At 42.6% G+C, this 24,674-nt stretch carries 21 protein-coding genes and 1 rRNA gene; 15 read left to right on the forward strand and 7 right to left on the reverse strand.

From position 1 onward, the window contains the following. Window positions 1-362 precede the first annotated feature (362 nt). The 7 genes from ATC1_RS06285 to sufC form a co-directional block, all read right to left on the reverse strand. Window positions 363-1,175 carry a MerR family transcriptional regulator gene (locus ATC1_RS06285; protein WP_062279414.1) on the reverse strand — a complete coding sequence of 271 codons (813 nt, stop codon included), beginning with the start codon at window positions 1,173-1,175 and terminating at the stop codon, window positions 363-365. Window positions 1,176-1,657: 482 nt separating this feature from the next. Then, window positions 1,658-2,044: a Fe-S cluster assembly sulfur transfer protein SufU gene (gene sufU / locus ATC1_RS06290; RefSeq protein ID WP_062279415.1), complete on the reverse strand. Its 387-nt coding sequence runs from the start codon at window positions 2,042-2,044 to the stop codon at window positions 1,658-1,660. Window positions 2,045-2,097: 53 nt separating this feature from the next. Continuing rightward, window positions 2,098-3,318 (reverse strand): cysteine desulfurase, encoded by a 1,221-nt coding sequence (locus ATC1_RS06295; protein ID WP_062279417.1) that lies wholly within the window; start codon window positions 3,316-3,318, stop codon window positions 2,098-2,100. A gap of 11 nt (window positions 3,319-3,329) precedes the next feature. Further along, window positions 3,330-3,602 carry a hypothetical protein gene (locus ATC1_RS06300; RefSeq protein ID WP_062279419.1) on the reverse strand — a complete coding sequence of 91 codons (273 nt, stop codon included), beginning with the start codon at window positions 3,600-3,602 and terminating at the stop codon, window positions 3,330-3,332. A 252-nt stretch (window positions 3,603-3,854) separates the two neighbouring features. Beyond that, entirely contained in the window at window positions 3,855-5,093 is a 1,239-nt protein-coding gene (gene sufD, locus ATC1_RS06310) for a Fe-S cluster assembly protein SufD (protein ID WP_062279423.1), read from the reverse strand. Further along, window positions 5,090-6,505 (reverse strand): Fe-S cluster assembly protein SufB, encoded by a 1,416-nt coding sequence (gene sufB, locus ATC1_RS06315; protein WP_062279425.1) that lies wholly within the window; start codon window positions 6,503-6,505, stop codon window positions 5,090-5,092. Before sufB ends, sufD begins: the two co-directional genes overlap by 4 nt. 18 nt (window positions 6,506-6,523) lie before the next feature. Continuing rightward, window positions 6,524-7,294, reverse strand: coding sequence for a Fe-S cluster assembly ATPase SufC (gene sufC / locus ATC1_RS06320; protein WP_062279428.1), 771 nt, complete (start codon window positions 7,292-7,294; stop codon window positions 6,524-6,526). Window positions 7,295-7,928: 634 nt separating this feature from the next. Between sufC and ATC1_RS06330 the strand changes: the two genes are divergently transcribed. From ATC1_RS06330 to ATC1_RS06400, 15 genes are all read left to right on the forward strand, one after another. Continuing rightward, window positions 7,929-8,576, forward strand: a complete 648-nt coding sequence (locus ATC1_RS06330) for a glycerol-3-phosphate acyltransferase (RefSeq protein WP_062279432.1) — start codon at window positions 7,929-7,931, stop codon at window positions 8,574-8,576. Window positions 8,577-8,601: 25 nt separating this feature from the next. Further along, on the forward strand, window positions 8,602-9,450 hold the full coding sequence (locus tag ATC1_RS06335; RefSeq protein ID WP_062279434.1) for a DegV family protein: 849 nt from the start codon (window positions 8,602-8,604) through the stop codon (window positions 9,448-9,450). A gap of 248 nt (window positions 9,451-9,698) precedes the next feature. Continuing rightward, window positions 9,699-10,526, forward strand: a complete 828-nt coding sequence (locus ATC1_RS06340; RefSeq protein WP_062279436.1) for an SDR family oxidoreductase — start codon at window positions 9,699-9,701, stop codon at window positions 10,524-10,526. Beyond that, window positions 10,520-11,749 (forward strand): acylneuraminate cytidylyltransferase, encoded by a 1,230-nt coding sequence (locus ATC1_RS14925; RefSeq protein WP_062279438.1) that lies wholly within the window; start codon window positions 10,520-10,522, stop codon window positions 11,747-11,749. The genes ATC1_RS06340 and ATC1_RS14925 overlap by 7 nt, the downstream gene beginning before the upstream one ends. Before the next feature lie 5 nt (window positions 11,750-11,754). Continuing rightward, the gene (locus ATC1_RS06350) at window positions 11,755-12,630 is read left to right on the forward strand and encodes an N-acetylneuraminate synthase family protein (RefSeq protein WP_062279440.1); all 876 of its coding nucleotides are present in this window, start codon (window positions 11,755-11,757) and stop codon (window positions 12,628-12,630) included. Between the two features lie 6 nt (window positions 12,631-12,636). Next, window positions 12,637-14,265: a hypothetical protein gene (locus tag ATC1_RS06355; RefSeq protein WP_062279443.1), complete on the forward strand. Its 1,629-nt coding sequence runs from the start codon at window positions 12,637-12,639 to the stop codon at window positions 14,263-14,265. A gap of 56 nt (window positions 14,266-14,321) precedes the next feature. Then, on the forward strand, window positions 14,322-14,999 hold the full coding sequence (locus ATC1_RS06360; protein WP_062279445.1) for an acylneuraminate cytidylyltransferase family protein: 678 nt from the start codon (window positions 14,322-14,324) through the stop codon (window positions 14,997-14,999). Between the two features lie 99 nt (window positions 15,000-15,098). Continuing rightward, entirely contained in the window at window positions 15,099-16,076 is a 978-nt protein-coding gene (locus tag ATC1_RS06365) for a phosphoglycerate dehydrogenase (RefSeq protein WP_062279447.1), read from the forward strand. Between the two features lie 192 nt (window positions 16,077-16,268). Continuing rightward, window positions 16,269-17,072: a 6-hydroxymethylpterin diphosphokinase MptE-like protein gene (locus tag ATC1_RS06370; RefSeq protein ID WP_082174694.1), complete on the forward strand. Its 804-nt coding sequence runs from the start codon at window positions 16,269-16,271 to the stop codon at window positions 17,070-17,072. 7 nt (window positions 17,073-17,079) lie between these two features. Then, the gene (locus tag ATC1_RS06375; protein WP_062279449.1) at window positions 17,080-18,075 is read left to right on the forward strand and encodes a glycosyltransferase family 2 protein; all 996 of its coding nucleotides are present in this window, start codon (window positions 17,080-17,082) and stop codon (window positions 18,073-18,075) included. Between the two features lie 89 nt (window positions 18,076-18,164). After that, the gene (locus tag ATC1_RS06380) at window positions 18,165-18,578 is read left to right on the forward strand and encodes a DUF523 domain-containing protein (RefSeq protein ID WP_062279451.1); all 414 of its coding nucleotides are present in this window, start codon (window positions 18,165-18,167) and stop codon (window positions 18,576-18,578) included. A gap of 304 nt (window positions 18,579-18,882) precedes the next feature. Beyond that, window positions 18,883-20,418, forward strand: coding sequence for an ArnT family glycosyltransferase (locus ATC1_RS06385; RefSeq protein WP_062279453.1), 1,536 nt, complete (start codon window positions 18,883-18,885; stop codon window positions 20,416-20,418). Next, a complete protein-coding gene (locus ATC1_RS06390) occupies window positions 20,402-21,910 on the forward strand; it encodes an ArnT family glycosyltransferase (protein WP_062279456.1) in 1,509 nt (502 codons plus the stop codon). The genes ATC1_RS06385 and ATC1_RS06390 overlap by 17 nt, the downstream gene beginning before the upstream one ends. A 4-nt stretch (window positions 21,911-21,914) precedes the next feature. After that, the gene (locus ATC1_RS06395; RefSeq protein WP_062279458.1) at window positions 21,915-22,700 is read left to right on the forward strand and encodes a glycosyltransferase family 2 protein; all 786 of its coding nucleotides are present in this window, start codon (window positions 21,915-21,917) and stop codon (window positions 22,698-22,700) included. A gap of 455 nt (window positions 22,701-23,155) precedes the next feature. Beyond that, window positions 23,156-24,650, forward strand: a 16S ribosomal RNA gene (locus ATC1_RS06400). The last annotated feature ends 24 nt before the right edge of the window (window positions 24,651-24,674 follow it).

Raw genomic sequence — 24,674 nt, forward strand, 5'->3', positions numbered from 1 at the left:
GATTTTTTTTGTTTAATATTTAAGATTGCTTCGTCAGGCTGGCGCCTTCCTCGCAATGACAATTTACCATGTGCATACCCTGAGTATCTCGAATAACCTTTTTATTCTGATATTTAAGATTGCTTCGTCAGGCTGGCGCCTTCCTCGCAATGACAATTTACCATGTGCATACCCTGAGTATCTCGAATAACCTTTTTATTCTGATATTTAAGATTGCTGCGTCAGGCTTATGCCCTCGCGTTGACAGACTACTATGCGAGCCACACAGTAGCGAATCCTATCATTGGAAGCCACATCGTGGCGAAACAAACCTTTTTCATACTGAAAAAAACAGTCACCTTTAAGGGGTGACTGTTGAAAAATTATGCTTTTTTCCGGATTGGTATCTGTATTTCAGTCAGCCAATCCGCTTCATTTTCTTTATTCCAAATTCCGTCAATATAGCTTTCGCGGGGAGGTTCGGATATCTCGTAACTGTTTTCCTCTATCCAGCGAAATATGAAGCTATATGCCAATCCAAGATTCTTATAAGGACCTTTATGCAGGGTGCTTACAGCTTTTACTGATGGAATTTTTTTGAAGATTATCCCGTCTTCATTTTTCCCGAATTGGTTTACAGCTTCACAATATTCTACATCGATATCTTTTTCCTTATATTCTTTATCGTGATAGATATTAAAACAGTATGCAGGAACGGTACATTCGATTCCCGGATTGGATGCTGCCACTTTCGCTCCGATTTCCGGGATGATTTGAAAATAGGAATCATAACCGGGTATTCTCATCCGTTTCGAATAAACGATACATTCCGGAAGATCTTTTATAACTGCCTGATATTGCAACATAACTCCTTCTTTCTTTTCTAAAATATACTGGTTGATTCGGGAGAGTTGATCGGATGACTGAGACAGAAGCGCCTCGATCTCTTTTTTTCGCTGCAGAATCATTTGATCCTCATTTTGGCCGGCCAGGATATTTCGGATCTCCTGAATTGAAAAACCGATTTGGCGCAGACTGATGATCCGGTGCAGAACAAAAAGTTGATCGGTTGTGTAATACCGATAGTTGTTTGCCCGGTCAATTTTTTCTGGCTTTAACAGTCCTTCCTTATCATAATAGCGCAGCGTTTTAATCGTGGTCTTACTGATTTTTGAAAACAAACCGATCTTGTACATTTATTTCCTCTCACAAAAAACAGTATAGTTCCTCCCGTTGGGGGAGAGTCAAGGAGTAATATTTGATAAAGTATAGCCTTTTCACTTGATTTTTTCGTGATTCAGGTTTTGGAAATATGAGGAGAATTCTTACCAATAATTCGAGAAACTCGGGAGTGCGCTCATAGCCATTTGTCATTGCGAGGAGGGCATAGCCCGACGCGGTAATCTATTGAATTCTTGCGTGAAAGGAGATTGCTTCACCCTTCGGGGTTCGCAATGACAGACTTCGCCTCTGGGTGGCTCGCAATGCCAGGATTCAGCACGATAGTGCTCGCATGGCCATTTGTCCTTATTTTGAATCAGCAACTCGAAAGTAAGAAGAAATATAAATAGCTGTGTCGTTTTTACACTTTGCGTAAAAACGACACAGCTATAAGTTTTTTCCCTTTATTCTAAAAGCGATTATATATTTCGAATTGCTGATTTATTATGCAGAAAATCTATTCTTCAGCGTCCTTGACCCCGTAAATTCCGCCTTTCAGCACTTTAAGAGAAAGCAAAGCGCATTTCAGCCGTACGGGACCCAAATCCTCAAAACCAAGCAAATCCAGGACATCTTCTTTGGTCATCTTTTTTAAATCTTCCACATTTTTCCCGATAATCGATTCAACCACAAGATCTGCCGAAGCCTGTGAAATTGCACATCCATGTCCGTTGAATCGGGCATCGGTTACAATTCCATTCTCATTTACTCTCAAGAATATTTTCAGATGATCACCGCACAGTGGATTTTCATCCTCAAAACTCAGATCACACGGATCCAATTCTCCTTTGTATGAAGGATTTTTGTAATGATCTAAGATGATCTCCCGATACATGTCATCCATTGGTTCCTTCTTTCTCTTTATCCGAAAGGTAGGTCATCATTTCGAATGGCTGATTATCCGAATAAATGGTGTACCTTTTCCAACCCGGTTATTAAACGATCCACTTCATCCAACGTGTTGTAGAGATAGAAACTGGCGCGCGTAGTTGCAGGAACTGAAAAACGTGTGTGTAGCGGCATTGCGCAGTGATGACCTGCGCGAACACAGATAAATTCAGAATCTAAGATTTGTGCGACATCATGGGGATGGGCATAATCCAATGTGAAACTGACTGCACTGCCTCGGAAACCGTCTGTCGGGCCGATGATCTTCAGCCCAGGTACTTTTTGCAGTTTCTGAATGGCATACCGGGTGATTTCCATTTCATGCTTCGATATTGCATCCATACCCACCTGGTTCAGATAATCGATTGCAGCTCCGAATCCGATCGCTTCCGCAATAGCAGGTGTTCCGGCTTCAAATTTATATGGTAGATCATTCGTTGTGAAAGAACGGAGATAAACTTTACTGATCATATCACCGCCGCCCAAGAAGGGAGGCATGGATTCCAGCAGCGCTTCTTTTCCATATAAGATGCCTATTCCGGTAGGCCCAAGCATTTTATGGGCAGAGAATGCAAAAAAGTCCGCATCGATATCCTGAACATCCACTTTCATATGCGGGGCCATTTGAGCCCCATCCACGAGGAATAAAGCGCCGGCTTTATGTGCATCGACAGCCATCTGTTTTATTGGAGGTACAGTTCCCAATACATTCGACATCCCGGAAACACAAACGATTTTCGGCTGAAGGCCTAAAAGCCGCTTATACTCTGTCAGATTCAGTAGGCCGTTTTCCAACACGGGAATAAATTCAAGATTAATTCCTTGATTGGTTGCCAGAATTTGCCATGGAATCAAATTTGCGTGATGTTCCATTTCTGACAGAATAACAAGATCCCCTTTTTGGAGGTTCTTTCTGCCCCATGTGTTGGCAACCAGATTGATTGATTCTGTGGTATTGCGTGTAAAAATTATTTCACTCGCAGATCCGGCATGAATAAACTTTTGGATTTTTTTGCGTGACTTTTCATAAGCGTCAGTTGCCTCTTCTGCAATCTGGTAGATTCCGCGGTGTATATTAGCGTTTATGGTCCGATAATAATGATTCATTGCCTCAATTACAGTTTCCGGTTTCTGGCTTGTCGCGGCAGAGTCCAGAAAACACAAGCGTTTCCCGTTTTTGTCTATCTGATTTAATATTGGAAAATCCTGCAAAATATTTGAGAGTGACATAGAAATCCGATCTACTTTTCAATCTTTTTTTGATATGGACGGATACTTGTCGAAGTTAAGGGATACCAGAGAATATGATCCGGAACCATCCAGCCATCTGTCAGGTAGACATTTGCGCGGAATTGAACTGCGATCATCTTGTTATCGACCTGAACGACAATTCCTTTTATCCAACCATGCATCCGGTTTCCACCGCGGTCATGATCGCAATTGACTTCCACCAAATCTCCTACTTCATACAAACATTCAGGACTAGGAGCCCTCATGCTTGGCGTTGCGTTCATTTTTCCTCCTATGGAATTCTGCGCAATTCCAATTCAATGATTGATGTATATAGATGTTTTTATTAATACCATTTTTTTTCAGGTTGATTTATTAACACTTTTATTTTCAAGATTTGTGCTGCTTAATAATCAGCAATTCAAAATATCGATTCGCTTTTCGAATAAAGAACGAAAAAATGTTGACAATAATGTATTTTTTCGAAATTTCGAATTGCTGGCTGTGATGATTCTAATTCTATCGATTTTTATTGTCTAATCCATCTTTCGATAAATTTTTTCCTGCAATTTTGTCCGAATCGGTTCATAAGAAATCTTATGAAGCACGGTATCAAAGAAGCCCTGAATTACCAGCCTCTTGGCATCGGTTTCAGGAATTCCTCTGCTCATCAGGTAAAAAATCTGATTCGGGTCGATTTCTGTAATAGTCGTGCCATGCGAGCAGCGTACATCATCTGTAAGTATTTCCAATCCGGGTTTTGAAGCAGCATGCGCATTGGGTGAAAGCATCAGATTTTCATTTTTTTGATACCCGTCAGATTTTTCTGCGATAGGATCCACATAGATCATCCCTTCCCAATTTGCCCGTGCATCGTCAGATACAGCGCCTTTAAAATAAAGGTTGCTGGTTGTATTTGATTCCATATGCGCTTGTCTGGTAAATATTGAAAAGGACTGATTCCTGTTCGGAAAATATAAACCATTCACTACTGCATTGGAACCTTTGCCGGATAAAATCAGATCGCTGTAACTCTTGGACTTTTCCGATCCAAGCTCACAAATATTCCATTGCAAATCACCGTCTTTTGCTACAACGACTGATTTCCTTGTGTAGGAAAACATTTTTTGATGGAAGTCCTGAACCTCGTTAAGTATGAGATGGGCACCTTCTCCAACAAAAACGTTTAATAATCCAGTAAAAAAATTGTCTGCTTCTGAATCACGGGATCGCAGATTGAGGGTAAAAACCGCCTGAGCGCCTTTTTCGAGAAATACCCAGATTTGAACAGCAGCTCCTTTCCCTTCTTTCGACAGAATCAGATCCAACAGAAATTCTTTGGATGCAGAAACATATTTCGGGATATATAAAACAATCGTTTCTTTTGAAAGGGCTGAAAGCATTCTTCCACTGCCATCTTTTTGATGTATGCTCTGCCAATCGGACAGTTTTTCATAGATATCAGGCGATTCGCGTTTTATTTGATCCAATGTGTTGAAAATGATACCTCTTGCCTCTGCCGTTTCGTTCAGCACATTTCCTTTAATGCCGTCATTCCATAGAAAACGACCGGCTAATGTCATTTCATTTTCATCTTTCAGTTCAAGTGCAGCGCCCTGTACAGCATGCGTATCATATTGCTCCAGAAATTCAATGATTGATTCGAAACGGTCATCCGAGTAATTTTGGCTGCAGGAATCCAACGCATTGAACAGTTTTTCACGATTTGAATCTTTAAAAGAAATGAGGCTGTTTTGATCCATATTTCCTCTCATCCGACGGCTCCGGTCATTTGGATTTGAATCAAGCGATTCATCTCAACAGCATATTCCATCGGCAGCTCTTTTACCAGTGGCTCGATAAAACCTGAGACAACCATTGTGGTCGCGTCTTCTTCACTCAAACCTCTGCTCATGAGGTAGAACAACTGTTCCTCACCAATTTTCGATACGGAGGCTTCATGCCCGACAGAGACTTTCTGTTGATCAATTTCCATAGTAGGGTAAGTATCGGATTGCGATTGCCCGTGGAGAATTAATGCATCGCAGACGACGTTGGCTTTGGCATTGACAGCTTTTGGCATGATTTTTACCAGACCGCGATAAGACGATCTTCCGCCGTTTTTACTGATGGATTTGGAAGTCACTTTACTGGATGTGTTTGGCGCAAAATGGACCATCTTTGAACCGGCGTCCTGGATTTGTCCTTTGCCTGCAAAAGCCATGGAAAGAATTTCTCCATGCGCGCCTTCTTCCATCAAATAACAGGAGGGATATTTCATCGTAATTTTTGAGCCCAAATTTGAATCAACCCATTCCATCGTGCCGTTTTCAAATACTTTAGCGCGCTGGGTAACCAGATTATATACGTTGGTTGACCAGTTTTGGATTGTTGAATAACGAACACGCGCGTTCTTGCCGACAATAATTTCGATGACTCCACTGTGAAATGAATTTGTGGTGTATTGCGGCGCTGTGCAGCCCTCGACGTAATGAACCTGTGAACCTTCGTCAGCTATAATCAGTGAACGTTCAAATTGTCCGATGTTTGCAATGTTCAAACGGAAATATGCTTGTAAAGGAAGATCTACATGAACACCTTTTGGAATGTAGACAAAAGATCCCCCTGACCATACAGCGCTGTTCAACGCTGCAAATTTGTTGTCTGTAAAAGGAACAACAGTCCCAAAGTATTTCCGAAATAAATCAGGATATTGGCGCAACCCATCTTCAATACTGAGAAAAATCACACCCATTTTTTCCAGATGTTCCTGGATGCTGTGATAAACCATCTCTGATTCATACTGCGCACCGACACCTGCCAGAAATTTCTGTTCCGCTTCCGGAATACCTAATTTGTCAAATGTGTTCTTAATCGTATCCGGAACTTCATCCCATGATTTTTCTGACTTTTCACTGGGACGTACATAATAAATTAAATGATCTAAATCAAGATCAGAAAGATCCGGTCCCCATGAAGGCATCGGCCTTTGCTGGAAATGTTTTAGACCTTTCAGCCGATAGTCGAGCATCCATTCGGGCTCCCCTTTCATAGCGGAGATTTGGCGAACTACATCTTCATCCAATCCTTCTCTGGTTTTGAAAACCGAGACATCCGGATCCTGAAAACCGTATTGGTAATCACTGTCGCCGATTCCCTTTAATTGTATATCTTGCGATTTTTCCATTATGGTCTCCGAAAATCGTTAAGGCAGGGGTTGTTCCTGGCGAATCCAATCATAGCCTTTTTCTTCCAGTTCAAGCGCCAGCTCAGATTTTCCACTGAGAACAATGTGACCATCCATCATGATGTGAACCACATCCGGTTTAATGTAATCAAGCAGCCGTTGGTAATGTGTGATTATGAGAATTCCCATCTGATTTTCCTGAGCGAGTGTATTGATCCCTTCTGCGACAATGCGCAATGCATCAATATCAAGCCCGGAATCGATTTCATCCAAAATGGCGATTTCCGGTTTCAGCATAGCCATCTGTAATACTTCTGCCCGTTTCTTTTCTCCGCCGGAAAAGCCATCATTTAAATATCGGCTTGAGAAGGAGGGATCCATTTTCAAATATGCCATTTTTTCTTTTAGGATTTTCCGGAATTCCGGGATCGGAATTCCTTTATCGGATGGATTAGCTGCTTTGCGCCGAATATTCATTGCAGTGCGCAAGAAGTTGGCGACACTCACTCCAGGGACAGCTACCGGATATTGCATTGCAAGAAATAATCCTGCCTGAGAACGTTGATCTGGAGACCAGTCGTTGATGATTTGGTCGTTCAAAAGTATTTCTCCCTGTGTTGGATGATAAGCTGGATGTCCCATGATGGAATAAGAAAGGGTCGATTTGCCTGTTCCGTTTGGTCCCATTACTGCATGAATTTCACCCTTCGGAACTTTCAGGGAAAAGTTCTTTATGATTTCCTTGTCGTGTATATTGACGCTTAAATTTTTTATCTCTAAGCCTGTCATTGAATCTCCTTAATTTATCCTTACGATTGCGGCAGAGCCGAAGACGTAAAGTCTGGTTGATCGATCATCGCTTTTCTGAAATTCTCTCATTTGAGAGCAGAAAACGCTAAAAAATTGCTTTTTAATGCGCGTAAATTATAACAGATTGAATGCCTATATTTAATTTGTAACGAGTATGACTGCCATTTCTAATAAAACTCTATGATTTTGCTGGAATAATCTTAACAATAAAAAAATTTTCTATTTTTGTTGATTTAATCGGTTCTGTCATATACCGATGCATTGACCAGGTTTGTTTTTTGATTATCAATATAATAAAAGTAAGTCTGAACAGTTCATTTGGAACTCGAAAAGACTTTTTACGAGGAGAAAAAAGGTAAAACCACTTTAATACAGTTATTTGAAATATGAATATGCCAATTAAAAAGGAAAAATTTTATCGTTGTGTTGTTTTTTTCGGACGCGAAAAACGACATAATAATAAATAATCCTTTCCTTATTTCGAATTATATTTTTTAAGAATTGACGTTTGCGAAGCTGTATTCTTCCAGTAATCATAGTATTTTTTTGAAAAAATGATGAATAAAAAATACTGATACAGGAAACTTTAAAAAAAATTAAACAAGGTAAAAAAATGACATTGTCAGTCACAATCATTATTTCATATTTATTCGGCGCAATCCCATTTGGCTGGTTGTTTTCCTGGTTATTTTTTCATATTGATATCCGAAAAATTGGCAGCGGCAGGACAGGAACGACCAATACCATGCGGGCGGGCGGTTATCCTGTTGCTATACTAACAATGATTTTTGATGTAAGCAAAGGCTTTTTTGCTGTATGGCTGGCAAAAATGCTGGTCCCCGGTAACAATTGGGTAGAAATCTTTGCTCCATTAGCAGGGATTATTGGTCATAATTATTCTATTTTTTTGATCGAAAAAAGAGAAGATGGCAAGATTCAATTTGGTGGAGGTGCTGGGGGAGCACCGGCATTTGGCGGTGCTTTGGGATTGTGGCTCCCCAGTTTTTGGTATCTCATCATTGTCGGCTTAATCGCATTTTTTGGAATTGGTTATGCATCTGTGACAACAATGAGTATCGGATTCACGATCATGATCATTTTCGCGCTTCGCGCCTGGATGAATTTGTCTCCTTGGAGTTATTTCATTTATGGCTTTATTGCAGAAATCTTATTGGTTTGGGCATTAAGACCCAATATTCAACGATTAATAAATGGAAATGAGCGCGGTGTGAGCTGGAGAGCTTATTCAAAACGAAAATAAATTCGAAAAATAACGGAGAAAGACTATGGGACGGAAAATTGCGATCGTCACTGATGGTGCCTGTTCAATGACCTTGGAAGAGGCTGCAAAATTTGGAGTTTATGCAGCTCCAATTTACGTCGTTTTTGGAGAAAAGACCTATCGATCCGGTGTGGATCTTCAGGCATCAGAATTTTATGAGCTTCAAAAGAGCAGTAAAAAATTACCTTCAACTGCTCAGACAACTGCCAACGATTTTATTGAACTGTATACAAAAATCGCTGAGGATGCGGATGAGATTATTACCATTACAATTTCCAGCAAATTAAGTGCCACCTATCAATCGGCTGAAATGGCTCAAAAGATGTTTACCAAAATTCCTGTTCATACAGTTGATTCCGGATCAGCTTCCTGGGGACAGGCTTTAATTGCGATTGCTGCTGCACGAGCTGCAAATCAGGGAAAAGAAGTCGATGAGATCATCCATCTGATTGAAGTAATCAAAGAACGCATGAACGTCTTTTTCGTTTTGGATACCTTGGAATACCTCTATCGGGGCGGGAGAATTGGCGGTGCTGCTGCATTTTTTGGCTCAGCGCTGCATATCAAACCAATTCTCTATCTTAAAGATGGAAAAATTGAAACCTACGAAAAACAGCGGACACGAAAACGTTCAATCGCCAGAATTTTGGAAATTTTAGAAGAGAAAGCTGCCGGAAAGACGATTCACGTCGCAATTCTACATGGCAATTGTCCTGAAGAAGCTGCAGAAATCGAAGAACATGTCCGAAAGAAATATTCCTGTTTTGATATGATGACGGTCGAAATTGGACCGGTTATTGGTGTTCATGCGGGACCGGGAACTTTAGGTTTGGCGTTTTACAGTCTGGATTAGACGGCATATATGATTTAAATCAATACTTTTTCCCGAATTGCTGGATTTTTATTTTGGTATTCAAAACGTAAAAAGTCTTACGAGGAAAAAGGAAGAAATTTGTTATTGTGATGTTTTTGCGCTTGACGCAAAAACATCACAATAACAAAGAATTCTCCTTATATTTTGAATTGCTGGATTTTAATTGGAATCATATTTTGTTATACCCGTTATAATAAAAAGGCATTTTTACTAATGTAGAGGGATCAATGGATGATATTTTTTCGAAATTCAGTTTGAAAGGGCAGACAGCTGTGGTTACTGGAGGTGCTGGTTTGCTTGGAAAAGAGTTTTGCAGAACGCTTTCACAGGCGGGAGCCTCTGTGATCGTATCTGATTTAGATAAGAAACTTGCTGCGGATGTGGCTAATGAAATTCATTCAGAAGGCGGGAATGCCATTCCGTGTGGCGTCAATGTAACAGATCCGGATTCAGTCAAAGCCATGGTAAACCTGGCTGTTGAGAAAACCGGACGACTGGATATTCTTGTTTGCAGTGCAGCAATGGACCCAAAATTTGATTCATCCCACCCAGGACATTTCAACACTTTTGAAGATTATCCGCTCAAACAATGGCAGGATGCATTAAATGTCAATTTAACCGGTCTGTTTCTTTGCGCTCAAGCTGCTGTAAAACCGATGATTCAACAAAATTACGGAGTCATCATTAACATTTGTTCGACATATGGTCTGGTTGGACCGGATCAGCGTATTTATGAAAAAGAAGGACAGGATCCATCCCAGCGGCAATACAAACCGGTTTTTTATTCTGTTACAAAATCCGGTGTTCTTGGATTAACAAAATATTTGGCGACTTATTATATGGGTACGGGTATCCGTGCAAATTGTCTGACCCCCGGAGGAATATATAACGGTAATGATGATGAATTCGTTAAGCATTATTCTGCTCGGACTGTCATTGGACGGATGGCACAACGAGATGAAATGAATGGCGCAATACTATTCCTTGCTTCGAAAGCATCATCCTACATGACCGGATCCAATCTTGTCGTCGATGGCGGATGGACTGCATGGTAAAGCAGTTGGAAGTCTTAGCGATTATTCCTGCCCGTGGCGGATCCAAAGGAATTCCGGGGAAAAACATTAAGAATTTTGCCGGATTTCCGCTGATTGCATATTCCATCGCTGCTGCAAAACAATCAAAATATGTCACTCGCACCATCGTCTCCACCGATGATGAGAAAATTGCTGCAGTAGCTCGGGAATGGGGCGCTGAAACACCTTTTTTGCGCCCGGCGGAATTTGCAACAGATCATTCTTTGGATCTGCCGGTTTTTCGGCATGCACTGCAATGGCTGAAAGATCATGAAGGATATGTGCCGGATATCGTCTTGCAGCTTCGTCCGACATCTCCCGTTCGTCCGCTCCATTTGGTTGACGAAGCTGTTCAAATACTGCTGGATCATCCTGAAGCAGATTCCGTAAGAGGTGTTGTCCCGTCCAATGAGAATCCTTATAAAATGTGGAAAATCGATCCGGTCAGCGGTGCAATGAGCGGATTAATTCCGATTGACGGTCTTGCCGAACCTTACAACGCTCCTCGTCAAATTTTACCCCCGACGTATTGGCAGACCGGTCATATTGATGCAATCCGCCCTGAAAGAACTTTTATGGCTGGTGATTTGATGAGTGGGAAAGTGATATTTCCGATTATGATTGATCCGGCTTTTACAGTCGATATCGATACACTTGCGGATTGGATACGGTATGAATCGCTGGTGTATAATGGCAAATTAGAAATGGTCACTCCTGAAAAAAAGCAGCATCGCGGGATTCCCAAGAAAACGAACCTGCTTGTGATGGATTTTGATGGTGTGATGACCGATGACCGTGTTTATGTAAACGAATTCGGTCAGGAGATGGTGGCTTGCAGCCGCAGTGATGGAATGGGTATCGGATTGTTAAAAAAAGCCGGTATCAAAATTGTCGTAATTTCCAGTGAAGAAAATCCGGTTGTTGCTCGAAGATGTGAAAAACTGGGAATAGAGGTTCATCATGGCGTTTCTGAAAAAGCGAAAGTTTTAGCGGATTTTCTTGAACAAAATTCAATTAATCCAGACACAGCAGTTTATATGGGCAATGACATTAATGATATAGATTGTTTTTCACTGGTGCATTGTGCTGTAGTTCCTGCAGATGCAAACAAAATGGCAAAATCAAACGCTGATATTATTCTTTCACATAACGGCGGCTTTGGAGCAGTCAGAGAGCTGTGTGAGATGATATTAGGAGGTAAATAGATTTTATGGCGAAAGAAATAATGCTTGGGAACCAATTGGTAGGCAAAGACCATCCGACTTATATCATTGCTGAAATTGGGATTAATCATAACGGGGATCTGAATATTGCAAAGCGCATGATTCAAGCTGCACATTACGCTCACGTTAATGCAGTGAAATTTCAAAAACGCACCCCGAAGATATGTGTTCCTCTAGAAGAACAAACCAGAATGCGTGAAACACCCTGGGGCTACATGACATACCTGGAATATCGGGAACGTGTCGAATTCGGTGAGGATGAATATAAAGAAATTGATCAATTATGCAAAGAAATCGGGATTGACTGGTTTGCATCCGTCTGGGATGAAGAAGCGATCGATTTTTTGGAGCCGTTTCAACCGATTGCCTATAAAGTTCCCTCTGCAAGTCTGACAGACCATTCGCTGCTTGAAAAATTGTTATCTACCGGACGGCCGATTATCCTTTCGACGGGTATGTCGACCATGGAACAGATTCAGGCTTCCGTGAAGCTGATTGGTGATATGGATCGGCTGATCATCACGCATGCGACAAGCGCATATCCCTGTAATCCCAATGAATTAAATTTACGAATGATCCCCAGATTAATCGAGGAATTTGACTGCCCGGTTGGCTATTCAGGGCATGAAGTCGGATTAATCCCTTCGGTCGTTTCGGTCAGCTTAGGTGCTTGTTTGGTTGAACGCCATTTTACTCTTGATCGAGCTATGTGGGGAACTGATCAGGCGGCATCCGTCGAGCCTCAGGGTATGGAAAAATTGGTGAAATATATCCGCGTCACAGAGGAAGCTTTGGGCGATGGCGTTAAAAAAGTTTATGATGATGAATTGCCAAGTCTGCAAAAGCTTCGACGAGTGAAATAATTCTTCATGATGGACGTAAATCCAACCGAAAAAATTCTGTTTAAAAAATTCCAGAATCATTGGATGATGGAAAAAACCGACAGAAAAAACGCTCAGATATTTTCTCGAATTAATCATGCATCCAGCCGGAATGTACAAAGTACCGATCAGCCGGTATTGTTCTTTAACGCGTCAGCACGTCTGACACGAACAAGTCTTAATGCGGCGTTTGCCTGGTTGACTGCCAATAGCCTCCAGAACAGCGGAATTCCTGTGACATTTTTTGTATGTATGAGCGGCTTGAAGCCATGCCTGCTGGCTGCTCAAAGAGACAACCTTTCTGCAGAATTACCTTGCAATCAGTGTATGCGTCTGTCAAAAAAAATGTACCAGGGATTGAATACTGTCCCGCTGACTTTCCTTCCTGACAATAATCTTTCAAATGAAGTAGAAGGTCTGGATTTGGAAGCTCTGGAGTCTTTTGTTTATCAGAATGTGCCTTTAGGAGAATTAACACTTCCATCGCTGCGCTGGATTATGCGGAGGCATCATTTGGCAGGTGTGCGCAATGCAGTTCAATTGCATCGCAGATTCATCTGTTCTGCCTGGAGTATTTATCGCCAGGCACAAAACTGGATTTCCGCAAATAACCCCCGGGCAATTGTTGTGTTTAATGGGCTGCAGTACCCGGAAGCAGTTGTAAAGTGGCTGGGAAAACAATTAAATATTCCGACATTTACCCATGAGATCGGGTTGATGCCCTTTACAGCGATTTTTACAGAGGGCGAAGCTACTGCCTGTCCGATCGAGCTGCCGGCCGATTTTGAAATGACACCGGAGCGAAATGCACGGTTAGATACTTATCTCTCCAACAGAATGCAAGGGAAATTCACTACAGCCGGAATTCAATTTTGGCCGCAGATGGAGAGCTTGACACCTGAATTCTGGAATTTGGCTCGTACATTTCGTCAGATAGTTCCGGTATTTACCAATGTGATCTTTGACACAAGCCAAAAGCATGCAAATGTCGTTTTTTCAGATATGTTTCATTGGCTGGATGAAGTAAAAACGCTGATAGCGCAACATTCTGATACACTTTTTGTTATCCGAGCCCATCCGGATGAGATTCGTCCTGGTAAAGAATCACTGGAGACCGTCACCGATTGGGTGGTTCGCAATCGCGTGAATCTGCTCCCGAACGTATTATATGTAGGGCCAGATCAATATTTCAGCTCCTATGAATTAATCCAAAATGCAAAATTTGTTTTAGTTTACAATTCAACTATTGGGCTGGAAGCAGCAATTATGGGCGCAGCGGTAATTTCAGGCGGTCGTTCCCGCTATACACAGGTACCGATAACGTATTTTCCACAATCGGTTGAGGAATTTCATCAATTGGTACAGAAGATGCTTGTTGAGGATGATTGGCATGTCCCTCCGGAATTTCAGCAGACTGCCCGGAAGTTTTTATATTATCAATTTTTTCATACCGCCTTGTCTTTTGGAGAATTTATACAGCCGGATCCGATCTGGAATGGATATGTAGCCTTGAAATCTTTTTCAAATGACGATCTGAATTCAAGTCGAAATACCAATCTTAAAATTATTGAAGAGGGAATACGAGATCAAAAACCTTTTGTTATTCCTCATGAATGACTTTTTGGGAATATGTAGCAGGAATTAGATTCAAAATATTATTTAAGGAGAAAAAAATGAAGATCGTCGCATTTGTTCCGATGCGTCACAATTCGGTCCGTGTTTCTGGGAAAAATTATCGGATGCTTGCAGGAAAACCGCTTTTTCATCATATCATGGATTCGCTGCTGGCAGTCAAAGAGATAGACGAAGTTGTTGTTGATACCGATAGTCCGGTTGTTATCGAAGGGTTGCAGAAAGACTTTCCTCAGGTTAAGACGTTGCTGCGTCCGGAGAAATTATGTGCAGGCGACGTTCCGATGAATGAAATCCTGATTTATGATACTGGACAGATTCAGGCGGATTACTATCTGCAGACCCATAGTACAAACCCGTTGCTGAAAGCAGAAACAATATCGCGCTCCATTCAGACATTCCTTGAAAAAACATATTTATATGATTCTCTCTTTTCGGTCACCAGGGTTCAGAAGCGGTTTTATGATGAACTTGCCAGACCGATTAATCATAATATGTCTATTTTGCTAAGAACACAGGATTTACCCCCGATTTATGAGGAAAACTCGTGTATCTATATATTTACACGTGATATTCTTCTTCGCAACCGAAATCGGGTTGGAGATCGACCGATGATGTTTGAAATACCTGCCATTGAAGCGCAGGATATTGATGATGAGACAGAGTTTAATGTTACTGAAATGTTGATGATGCTTCGGCAGCAGGGGAAACTGCAATAACCGCGCGTCGGCAGCTACAAATCAACAGGCTTGTTGTAATTTCGAATTGCTTTGTCTTAAAAGAAAAACCTTAAATTTGAGAATTAGGAGAGAACGTACATGAAACATACGATTATTTTTTCTGCTCCCTATATGATGGCATCGACAGAACGTTTCCGTAAACTCCTCGAAGGATATTATGGAATCGAGATGATTGTCCCGAATATCAAGCAGAAACTGTTGGAGGATGAAATCATCGCTTATGCTGGCCAATTCGACGGTACAATCTGTGGCGATGATGAATACAGCGCCCGTGTTATTGAGGCTTGTGTTCCACGCCTTAAAGTGATATCCAAATGGGGCACAGGTATTGATGCAATTGATAAAGAAACTGCAACTCGTCTCGGTGTATTTGTTGGTAATACACTGAATGCTTTTACAATTCCAGTTTCCGAAACGGCGATGGGATATATTCTTTCCTTTGCGCGCAAACTGCCCTTTATGGATGACGATATGCATGCCGGAATCTGGAATAAACCTCCGATCACAACACTTTCCGAATGCACGCTGGGTATTATTGGTGTTGGGAATATCGGACAGGCAATGGTTCGCCGTGCACGCGCTTTTGGTTGTCGAATATTGGTCAATGATATCGCTCCGATAAAACCGGATTTTTTGATCGAGAATAGAATTGAATCTGTCCCATTGAAAGATCTGCTTGAGCAATCAGATTTTGTTACCTGTCATACGGATTTAAATCCTTCAAGCCGTCATTTGATCAATCGTGAAACGCTCAGTTATATGAAACCGACGGCAGTATTGATTAACACTTCACGAGGTCCTGTCATTGACGAAAAAGCGTTAGTAGAAGCGCTTCAGTCCGGAAAGATTGCCGGCGCTGCGTTGGATGTCTTTGAGAAAGAACCTCTGCCGATGGATTCTCCGCTCTTGTCGATGAAGAATGTGATGATTGCGCCGCACAATTCCAATTACAGCCCGATGGCTTGTGAAAGAGTTCATTGGAATACAATTCGCAATTTATTGATCCCGTTGGGATATGATGTTTCAAATTTCGAAGAGATTAAGAAGAAATACTAAAGAAACCCAAAGGCAGGGCAGGCATTCTTCCTGTCCTGTCCCGTTAATTTGAAATTGGGTGAAATAAGCGAGCGTTCTTTTTTTGTTTTTCCCCTGAAACGTGAAAAACAAAAATGTAAATTCCTTCTCAGGTCATATCATCCTGAGGAGACAAACTGAAAAAAATTCATTGGAAGCATGTGATCCTATAGCATGAAGCAAACAATAAAAAAAATAATTCCTGAATCGGTTCTGAACACCGGGAAAGATGTATTTGACAGTCTGAAAAGGCTGGGTAATATCCCTGACGCGTATTTCAGTAAAGAACGGCGCGATTCCATCGAACGTCTGGCTGCTTTAAAAGACATCCATAAAGGGCAGCGTTGTTTTATTATGGGAAATGGCCCCAGCCTCAAGAACACAGACCTGTCAAAATTGCGCAACGAAATCACTTTCGGATTAAACCGTATTTACCTGGCGTTTCCGGAAATGGGCTTTGAAACGTCGTACTATCTATGTGTCAATGATCTGGTGGTTGAACAAACTGCGGGGGATATTCAAAATTTGAAAATGCCCCGTTTCGTAACAACGCGGGCAATGAAATGGCTGAAACCGGAGAATAATCTCTATTTCCTATATTCAACCTATACCGGGCCGACTTTTGCAAAGGATATCCGGAAACGATTATGGGAAGGTGCGACAGTAACATATATGGCACTGCAAACTGCCTTCTTCCTAGGTTTCCAGCAAGTGATATTGATCGGCGTAGACCATAATTTTGCGACGAAGGGCAAACCCAATGAGACCGTTGTGTCACAGGGTGATGATCCAAATCATTTTAATCCTGGTTATTTTGGAAAAGGTTTCCGCTGGCAGCTTCCGGATCTGGATACTTCCGAAAGGTCGTACACGCTGGCGCGAGAAGTATACAAAACGGAAGGACGAGAGATTATCGATGCGACGGTTGGCGGAAAATTGCAGGTTTTTCCAAAAGTCAATTATGACACGCTATTCTAAGGAGTAGATGATTCGTCCGACGATTTCTATTGTAACGCCATCCTTTCAGCAGTCTGCTTATTTGGAGACTGCAATCCGATCCGTTTTGTATCAGGACTATCCGGCATCGGAATACTATGTGATTGATGGAGCTTCCTCAGATGGCAGCGTCGAAATTATCCGGAAGTATGAAAACCGCTTAAGCGGATGGATTTCAGAAAAAGATCGCGGTCAGGCGGATGCCATCAATAATGGCTTTTCACGTTGTTCTGGGGATATTTTTGGCTGGATCAATTCAGACGATTTTTACCTCAGCAATACATTTTCTGCTGTGGCTGATTTTTTTGCCTCGCATCCGGATACAGATCTGGTCTATGGTGATGTGCTTTCACTGGATGGCGGTGGCAAGTTGCTGAATGTCATGAGCTTTGCAGACTATGACATGAACGACTTAATGACATTCCGAATTATCAGTCAACCTGCAGTTTTTTTCCGTCGTACAGCCTGGGAAAAAGCCGGTGGTCTCGATCTTGATTATCATTATCTGCTGGATCACCATCTTTGGCTGCGGATTGCATCCCGCGGAAAAATTGCCTATGCACATTCTTTATGGTCAGCTGCCCGCTTTTATGCAGAGGCAAAGAATCGGGCGCATGCTGCAGATTTCGGGAGAGAAGCGTTACGCCTTGTCGAATGGATGGAGAATGATCCTTTGTTAAGACAGACATATCAAAGGAATCAGCGTAGAATTCGAGGCGGTGCAGCCTGGCTTGATGCCAATTATTTGTCGAATGGTGGAATGGCATGGAAGGCGGTCTCCCGTTATTGGAATGCTTTTTGTTCGTATCCGGAACGTGTTCTCGAAGATCGCCGGCGGTTGGCATTAACGCTGCTGATGGCAGTGGCGCCAAAAAAGGCGGCAGCAATTTTTGAAAAAAAATCGATCAATCGACTGGCGAAAATGAAATCATTTCAAAAGATCTTGGAAGACGAATTGATTCGTTTATCATTATCACGAGACTGACCATGTTCTCTTTTCTTGTATGATAGAACAAGTTTTTGGGAAAAAGTTGCTTTTTTGAATCTTCTGGAACGGAAATGATGAGGAAACCAATGATTCTTGTCAGCGCCTGTCTTGCAGGGCTTCATTGCCGTTATGATGGCAAAGATAAGTCCAATGAATATGTTATTCGCCTGGTCGCAGAGGGAAACGCGATTCCGGTTTGTCCGGAACAGTTAGGCGGATTACCGACTCCTCGGCCTTGTTCTCAAATCAAGGGAGATCGTGTGATAACAGAGCACGGCGGGGATGTGACATCACAATTCCATCGTGGCGCAGAAGAAGCGCTCTCTATCGCAAAAATAACCGCTGCGAAAAAAGCTATTCTCAAATCTAAATCACCTTCTTGCGGATCTGGACAAATTTACGATGGAAATTTTACGGGAAAGCTAATTTCCGGCGATGGGGTATTCGCTGCACTCTGCAAACAGAATGGCATTGAAGTAATAACCGAAGAAGATATTTAATAAGTTTTCTCTTGAAACAGCAATTCGAAATGGAGATTTACTATTCGAATCGATCCGGGAAAACTTGCTATTGTGATGCTTTTATGCTTCGAGCAAAACCATCACAACAACAAATGTCTTTCTCGCATTTCCAATTGCTGCTCTGAAAAGCAGGCTTATCCAAAAAACCATTCTATCTTTTCAGTTAATTGAGAATAAAAAATTCTGCAACTCAAAATTTGATGAAGTCTTTTGAAAAAAGAGAGAAAATTTGTTGCATGATGAAGAAATTATCGCTTTTAACCTTTACAAGTAAAATTGAAATATGCAAAAAGATTGGATCTCTAAAGTAAAAGGGAAATCAGCGGTTGAACTTTTCCTGACACTGTTCGTTTTTGTGTTGGGGTTCGGAGTGCGCATCTATGATCTGACAGATCCGCCGTTGGATTTCCATGCAACTCGACAGCTCCGTTCAGCAATTATTGCCCGTTCGTTTTTCTATGAATTGGAAGCTTCAAAAATACCTGAATCAGAGACAGTGGAAAATGCGGTTAAACTGGCTTCTCTTGAGGTATATGAACCGCCGATTATGGAAAGAATCATGTCCTGGATGGATGTGATTTTGGGACAGGAATATTTTTGGGTCGGACGCATTTTCAGTGCTTTTTTCTGGACGCTTGGCGGATTTTTCATTTATCGGATGGGACGAAAGTTTGCTTCACGATTTGCTGTGATTTGCAGCCTCCTGGTTTATTTTTTCCTGCCTTTCAGTGTGACCGCGAGCCGTTCGATCCAGCCTGATCCATGGATGTGCTCGTGGATTGTGATCACGGCGTTTACGCTTTATCGCTGGATGGAGAAACCAACCCCGATTCGATTCTTTTTCGCCATTCTCGCGGGCGGGTTTACGATTCTGATAAAGGTTTTTGCAGCTTTTTTTGTCGGATTTATGCTGCTCGGTTGTCTGATTGCATCCTTCCAGCGAAAAAATGGCTTACGAATTGTCGTGCAAGGTATCAGTATGGGGGCTTTGATGCTTTTTCCATCGCTCCTCTATTATCTGGTTCTGAATCCCTCCCGTTCCGGTGATTTCTTCAGCTTTTGGGTGATATCGCTCTCGGGCCTCATTCTTACCTCTAAATTTTACGCAAGCTGGATTGCGCTGATCAAAGGTTTGACGGGTCTAATTCTTCCATTGCTGGCTGTTTGGGGAGTATTCCTTGCTGAAAAGAAAACCCTTGGCCTGCTGTTTGGCTGGTGGACGGGATATCTGATGTATGGACTTGTGGTTCCGTACCAGATCAGTACTCATGAGTATTACAGCCTGATTCTGGTTCCGTTGATTACCATTTCCTTGATTCCGCTTCTGGATATCCTGTTCAGGAAAATGGAAACGCTTCATTTTATTCGAAGGGTTGGAATTTACAGCATTATTCTTTTAACTGCCGGATATGGTGCTTTTGTTTCCTGTGGCTCCTTGCGGGCAACCAGCTATGCCCTGGAACCGGCAAGCTGGCGAAAAGTAGCTCAAGCAATTCCGGAAGACTCATCGTTCATTGCTTTGACATCCGATTATGGATTGAGGCTGATTTATTACGGTTGGCGTGCCCCGGATGCCTCCTGGCCTGATTTAAAAGATACTGCTTTGTTTAACCTTGCCGGCAGGGAAAATTCTGATTTTTCATCTTATTTTCAAGCTCAGACAGAAAACAAGGATTTTTTCCTGGTAACTGTAGCGAATGAACTGGATGCACAGCCGGAACTGAAAACCCGTTTATCAGCTTTGCCGGTTTTCTTTGAAGGAAACGGTTTCACAATTTATGATTTGAGGAAATCATCTGCTGATGACAAGCAAAAATAGAAATACGAATATTATTTATCATTGGTCGATTGTTTTAATTTTCTTCGCTGCGCTGGCGATCCGGTTATATGATTTTGATGATCCTCCGCTGGATTTTCATCCGGCGCGGCAGCTTCATTCGGCATTAATTGCACGGGCTGAGTTTTTAAATCATGAAGGAGATCTCCCCGGATTTAATGCGGAATATGAGCATGAAGCAATTATGCGTGGCGTTCAGGAGCCGTGGATAGAACCGCCGATATTTGAATATCTGACAGCACGATTGTACCTTTTAGCTGGTGATGCGGATCTACGTATTCCGCGTGCATGTTCCATCCTCTTCTGGCTCATCGGAGGCTGGGGAATTTTACGCCTGAGTAGTAGATTTACCAACCGAATAGGCAGTTTCGTATGTCTGGCATTTTTCCTTCTTTTCCCCTATGGTATATTTGCGAGTCGTTCTTTCCAGCCGGATCCATTAATGATCATGTTCCTGATCTGGGCGTTGGAAGCTCTATTGACCTGGAATGACCGACAGACCTTTCAACATGCATTGTTAGCCGGATTCGCAGCCGGGGTCGCAATTCTTGTCAAACAGGTTTCCATATTTCCTTTCGGAATGGCTGCTGTGTTTTTCGTCCTTTCTGAATTTGGGCTGAAAAAAGCCCTGCGGAACAAACAGATTTGGCTGATTGCCCTAATGAGTTTACTTCCAATGCTGATATATAACTTTTGGGGATATTTTATCCAGGGCTTCTTAGTGCAGCAATACCAGGGAAGATTCCTGATTGAAGAAATCATTTCTCCCGCCTTTTATATCCGCTGGATTCGAAAACAGGACCAGGTATTTGGGATTCCTTTGGTTATTGGCAGCCTGTTGGGAATTGTTACCATCGCAGAAAAGAAAAACCGGATGCTTTGGATCGGTTTCCTTGCCGGTTATGGGCTATATGGATTGGCACTGCCGCATCATATCGGGACGCATGACTATTATCAACTTCCGTTCTTCCCTGTTCTCGCTGTCGGCACAGGAAAAATTGCCGATTCCATCGCGAATGGATTTCAGCTCTTTAAAGCAGGACAAAAATCTTCGAAAATTTTATTCTTTTTATTGCTCTTTGGATTCTTCGGCTGGTGGATTGCAGACAGTGCGATTACACTCAAGCGTGCTGATTATCGGAATTGGCCGAGGCTTTGGCAGGAATTGGCAGTTGAATTGGACCCCTATGAAGGACAGATTAATACGATCGGCATCATGGATGATTATGGCGCCGGTATGATCTACTGGGGATTAAGAACACCGCTGATCTGGGAAGAAAATGTGGAGAAACTGAATGAGTATGATGCCATGGAGAAGATTCGAAAAGCGATGATGAACCGGGAGTTTCTGATTGTCACAGATTTCAAAAGTTACTATCAACAACCACGACTTCAGCGCTGGCTGATGTCCAATGCAACCGTATATCGACAGACGGCAGATTACCTTGTGTTTGATTTAAGAGGAGTTCAATAATTCAATGGAAAAACAACCGCTTGTCAGCATCATTACACCTTCTTTCAATCAAGCCAAATATCTTGAAAAAACCATCCAGTCTGTCCTTACGCAGGATTATCCCAAAATCGAATACATTATCTGTGATGGCGGATCTGAGGATAACAGCGTTGAGATTATTCGAAAATACTCCGATCGAATTGCCAGTTGGACTTCAGAACGAGACCATGGACAAGTCGATGCCATTAATAAGGGATTCAATCAGGCTCATGGGGACATTCTTGCATGGCTGAATTCTGATGATACTTATGAGCCTGGTGCAGTTTCTGCGGCAGTTGATTATCTGATTCAGAATCCACAGATTGGTTTTGTTTATGGAGATTGTAATTTTATCGATTCCGATGGAAATATTATTGGTAAATTCAATGCCAGACAAACCAATCTGAAGAAGCTGCAAAGCGGATATGTCCATATTCCACAACAATCTTTCTTCTTTCGTGCTGATCTGTGGAAAAAAGTCGGACCTCTGGATGATTCCTTTTATTTTGCGATGGACTATGATCTCTGGGTACGGTTAGCTCGAATCACACAATTTCATTACCTGCACGGTCAAACCTGGGCTAACTTCCGGCTTCATGATGATGCGAAAACGATAGCAGCCGATGCCCGTTGCTGGCCTGAAATGCTACGGGTTCATCTGCGGGATGGCGGCTCGAGATTTTCCTTGATTTTTGCAAAATACTATTTGCGAAGGGTTTTAGCTCCGTGGATTACATGGAATAGGAAAAGAAAGTTTCATAAAAACCGCTGAAATTGTCATTTTATGGAACAAATACAAATATTAACATGTTTTTTAAATAGAGAAAGAATTCTTTCTCTATTTAAAAATTTTGGGAAAGCTCTTTTTCTCCTGTGTTTTGAACCGTTGCAATATGATCGCAGCTATAATTTGGCGGATATGGAATTCCGCACGAAAAAATTGATTTTTAGGAAAAGTATTGACAGAAGATGGAATGGGGGTAAAATACATTCCGGCTTGAAAATATGAAAGAAGCCGAGAGAAAATAGAAAAAAATTGGTTGTAACAAAATTTCGAAATCTCTTGACAGAACAAAGAAAAAGCATATAATAAAGTCCCGTTGCAAAAAAACAAAGCAACGAACGAAGCAGAACCTTGACAATTGAGAAGCAGCAGAAATAAAAACAAACCAGACAATTCCGGCGAATCGAAGCGAAGAAAAAAACGGTTGAAAGACCGATAAAAATTCTGCGGAGAGTTTGATCCTGGCTCAGGATGAACGCTGGCGGCGTGCCTAATACATGCAAGTCGAACGGGTGTAGCAATACACTAGTGGCGAACGGGTGAGTAACACGTTGGTGACCTGCCCTAAAGAGGGGAATACCACTTCGAAAGGAGTGACAAAACCGCATAAGCTAGTGCTAGTTAGAGAGGCATTAGTAAAAGAGCAATCTACTTTAGGAGGGGCCTGCGGCCCATCAGCTAGTTGGTGAGGTAAAAGCCCACCAAGGCGAAGACGGGTAGGGGACCTGAGAGGGTGATCCCCCACAATGGAACTGAAACACGGTCCATACACCTGCGGGTGGCAGCAGTAGGGAATATTGCTTAATGGGCGAAAGCCTGAAGCAGCAACGCCGCGTGAACGAAGAAGGCCTTCGGGTCGTAAAGTTCTTTTACGTGGGATGAGGAAGGACAGTACCACGAGAATAAGTCTCGGCTAACTACGTGCCAGCAGCCGCGGTAAAACGTAGGAGACGAGCGTTATCCGGATTTACTGGGCGTAAAGCGCGTGTAGGAGGCGCTACAAGTTGGATGTGAAAGCTCCCGGCTTAACTGGGAGAGGTCGTTCAAGACTGTAGGGCTAGAGTGAGGCAGAGGTAGATGGAACTCCGGGAGTAGTGGTGAAATGCGTAGATATCCGGAAGAACACCAGAGGCGAAAGCGATCTACTGGGCCTAAACTGACACTGAGACGCGAAAGCCAGGGTAGCAAACGGGATTAGAGACCCCGGTAGTCCTGGCCGTAAACGATGTAGACTGAGCGTTGGTTGGGTAAAACCAATCAGTGCTGAAGCAAACGCGATAAGTCTACCGCCTGGGGAGTACGGTCGCAAGATTAAAACTCAAAGGAATTGACGGGGGCCCGCACAAGCAGCGGAGCGTGTGGTTTAATTCGATGATACACGAAGAACCTTACCAGGGTTTGACATACAAGTGGTAGTGAAGCGAAAGTAGAACGACCCTTCGGGGAGCTTGAACAGGTGCTGCATGGCTGTCGTCAGCTCGTGTCGTGAGATGTTCGGTTAAGTCCGCTAACGAGCGCAACCCTTGTTGTGTGTTACACGTATCACGCAAGACCGCCGGTAGAAAGCCGGAGGAAGGTGGGGATGACGTCAAGTCAGCATGGCCTATATATCCTGGGCTACACACACGCTACAATGGTCGGTACAATGGGTAGCTAAGCCGCGAGGCGGAGCCAATCCTAAAAAGCCGGTCTCAGTTCAGATTGCAGGCTGCAACTCGCCTGCATGAAGATGGAGTTGCTAGTAACCGCAGGTCAGCGATACTGCGGTGAATACGTTCCCGGGCCTTGTACACACCGCCCGTCACGTCATGGGAGTTGGCAACACCTGAAGTCGGTATCCTAACCGAAAGGGGGGAGCCGCCAAAGGTGGGGTCGATAACTGGGACGAAGTCGTAACAAGGTAGGGCTACCGGAAGGTGGCCCTGGATCACCTCCTTTCTAAGGTAAAAGTCGGAACCTCTA

Origin of the sequence: Flexilinea flocculi (genome assembly GCF_001192795.1) — a bacterium.
GTDB lineage: Bacteria > Chloroflexota > Anaerolineae > Anaerolineales > Anaerolineaceae > Flexilinea > Flexilinea flocculi.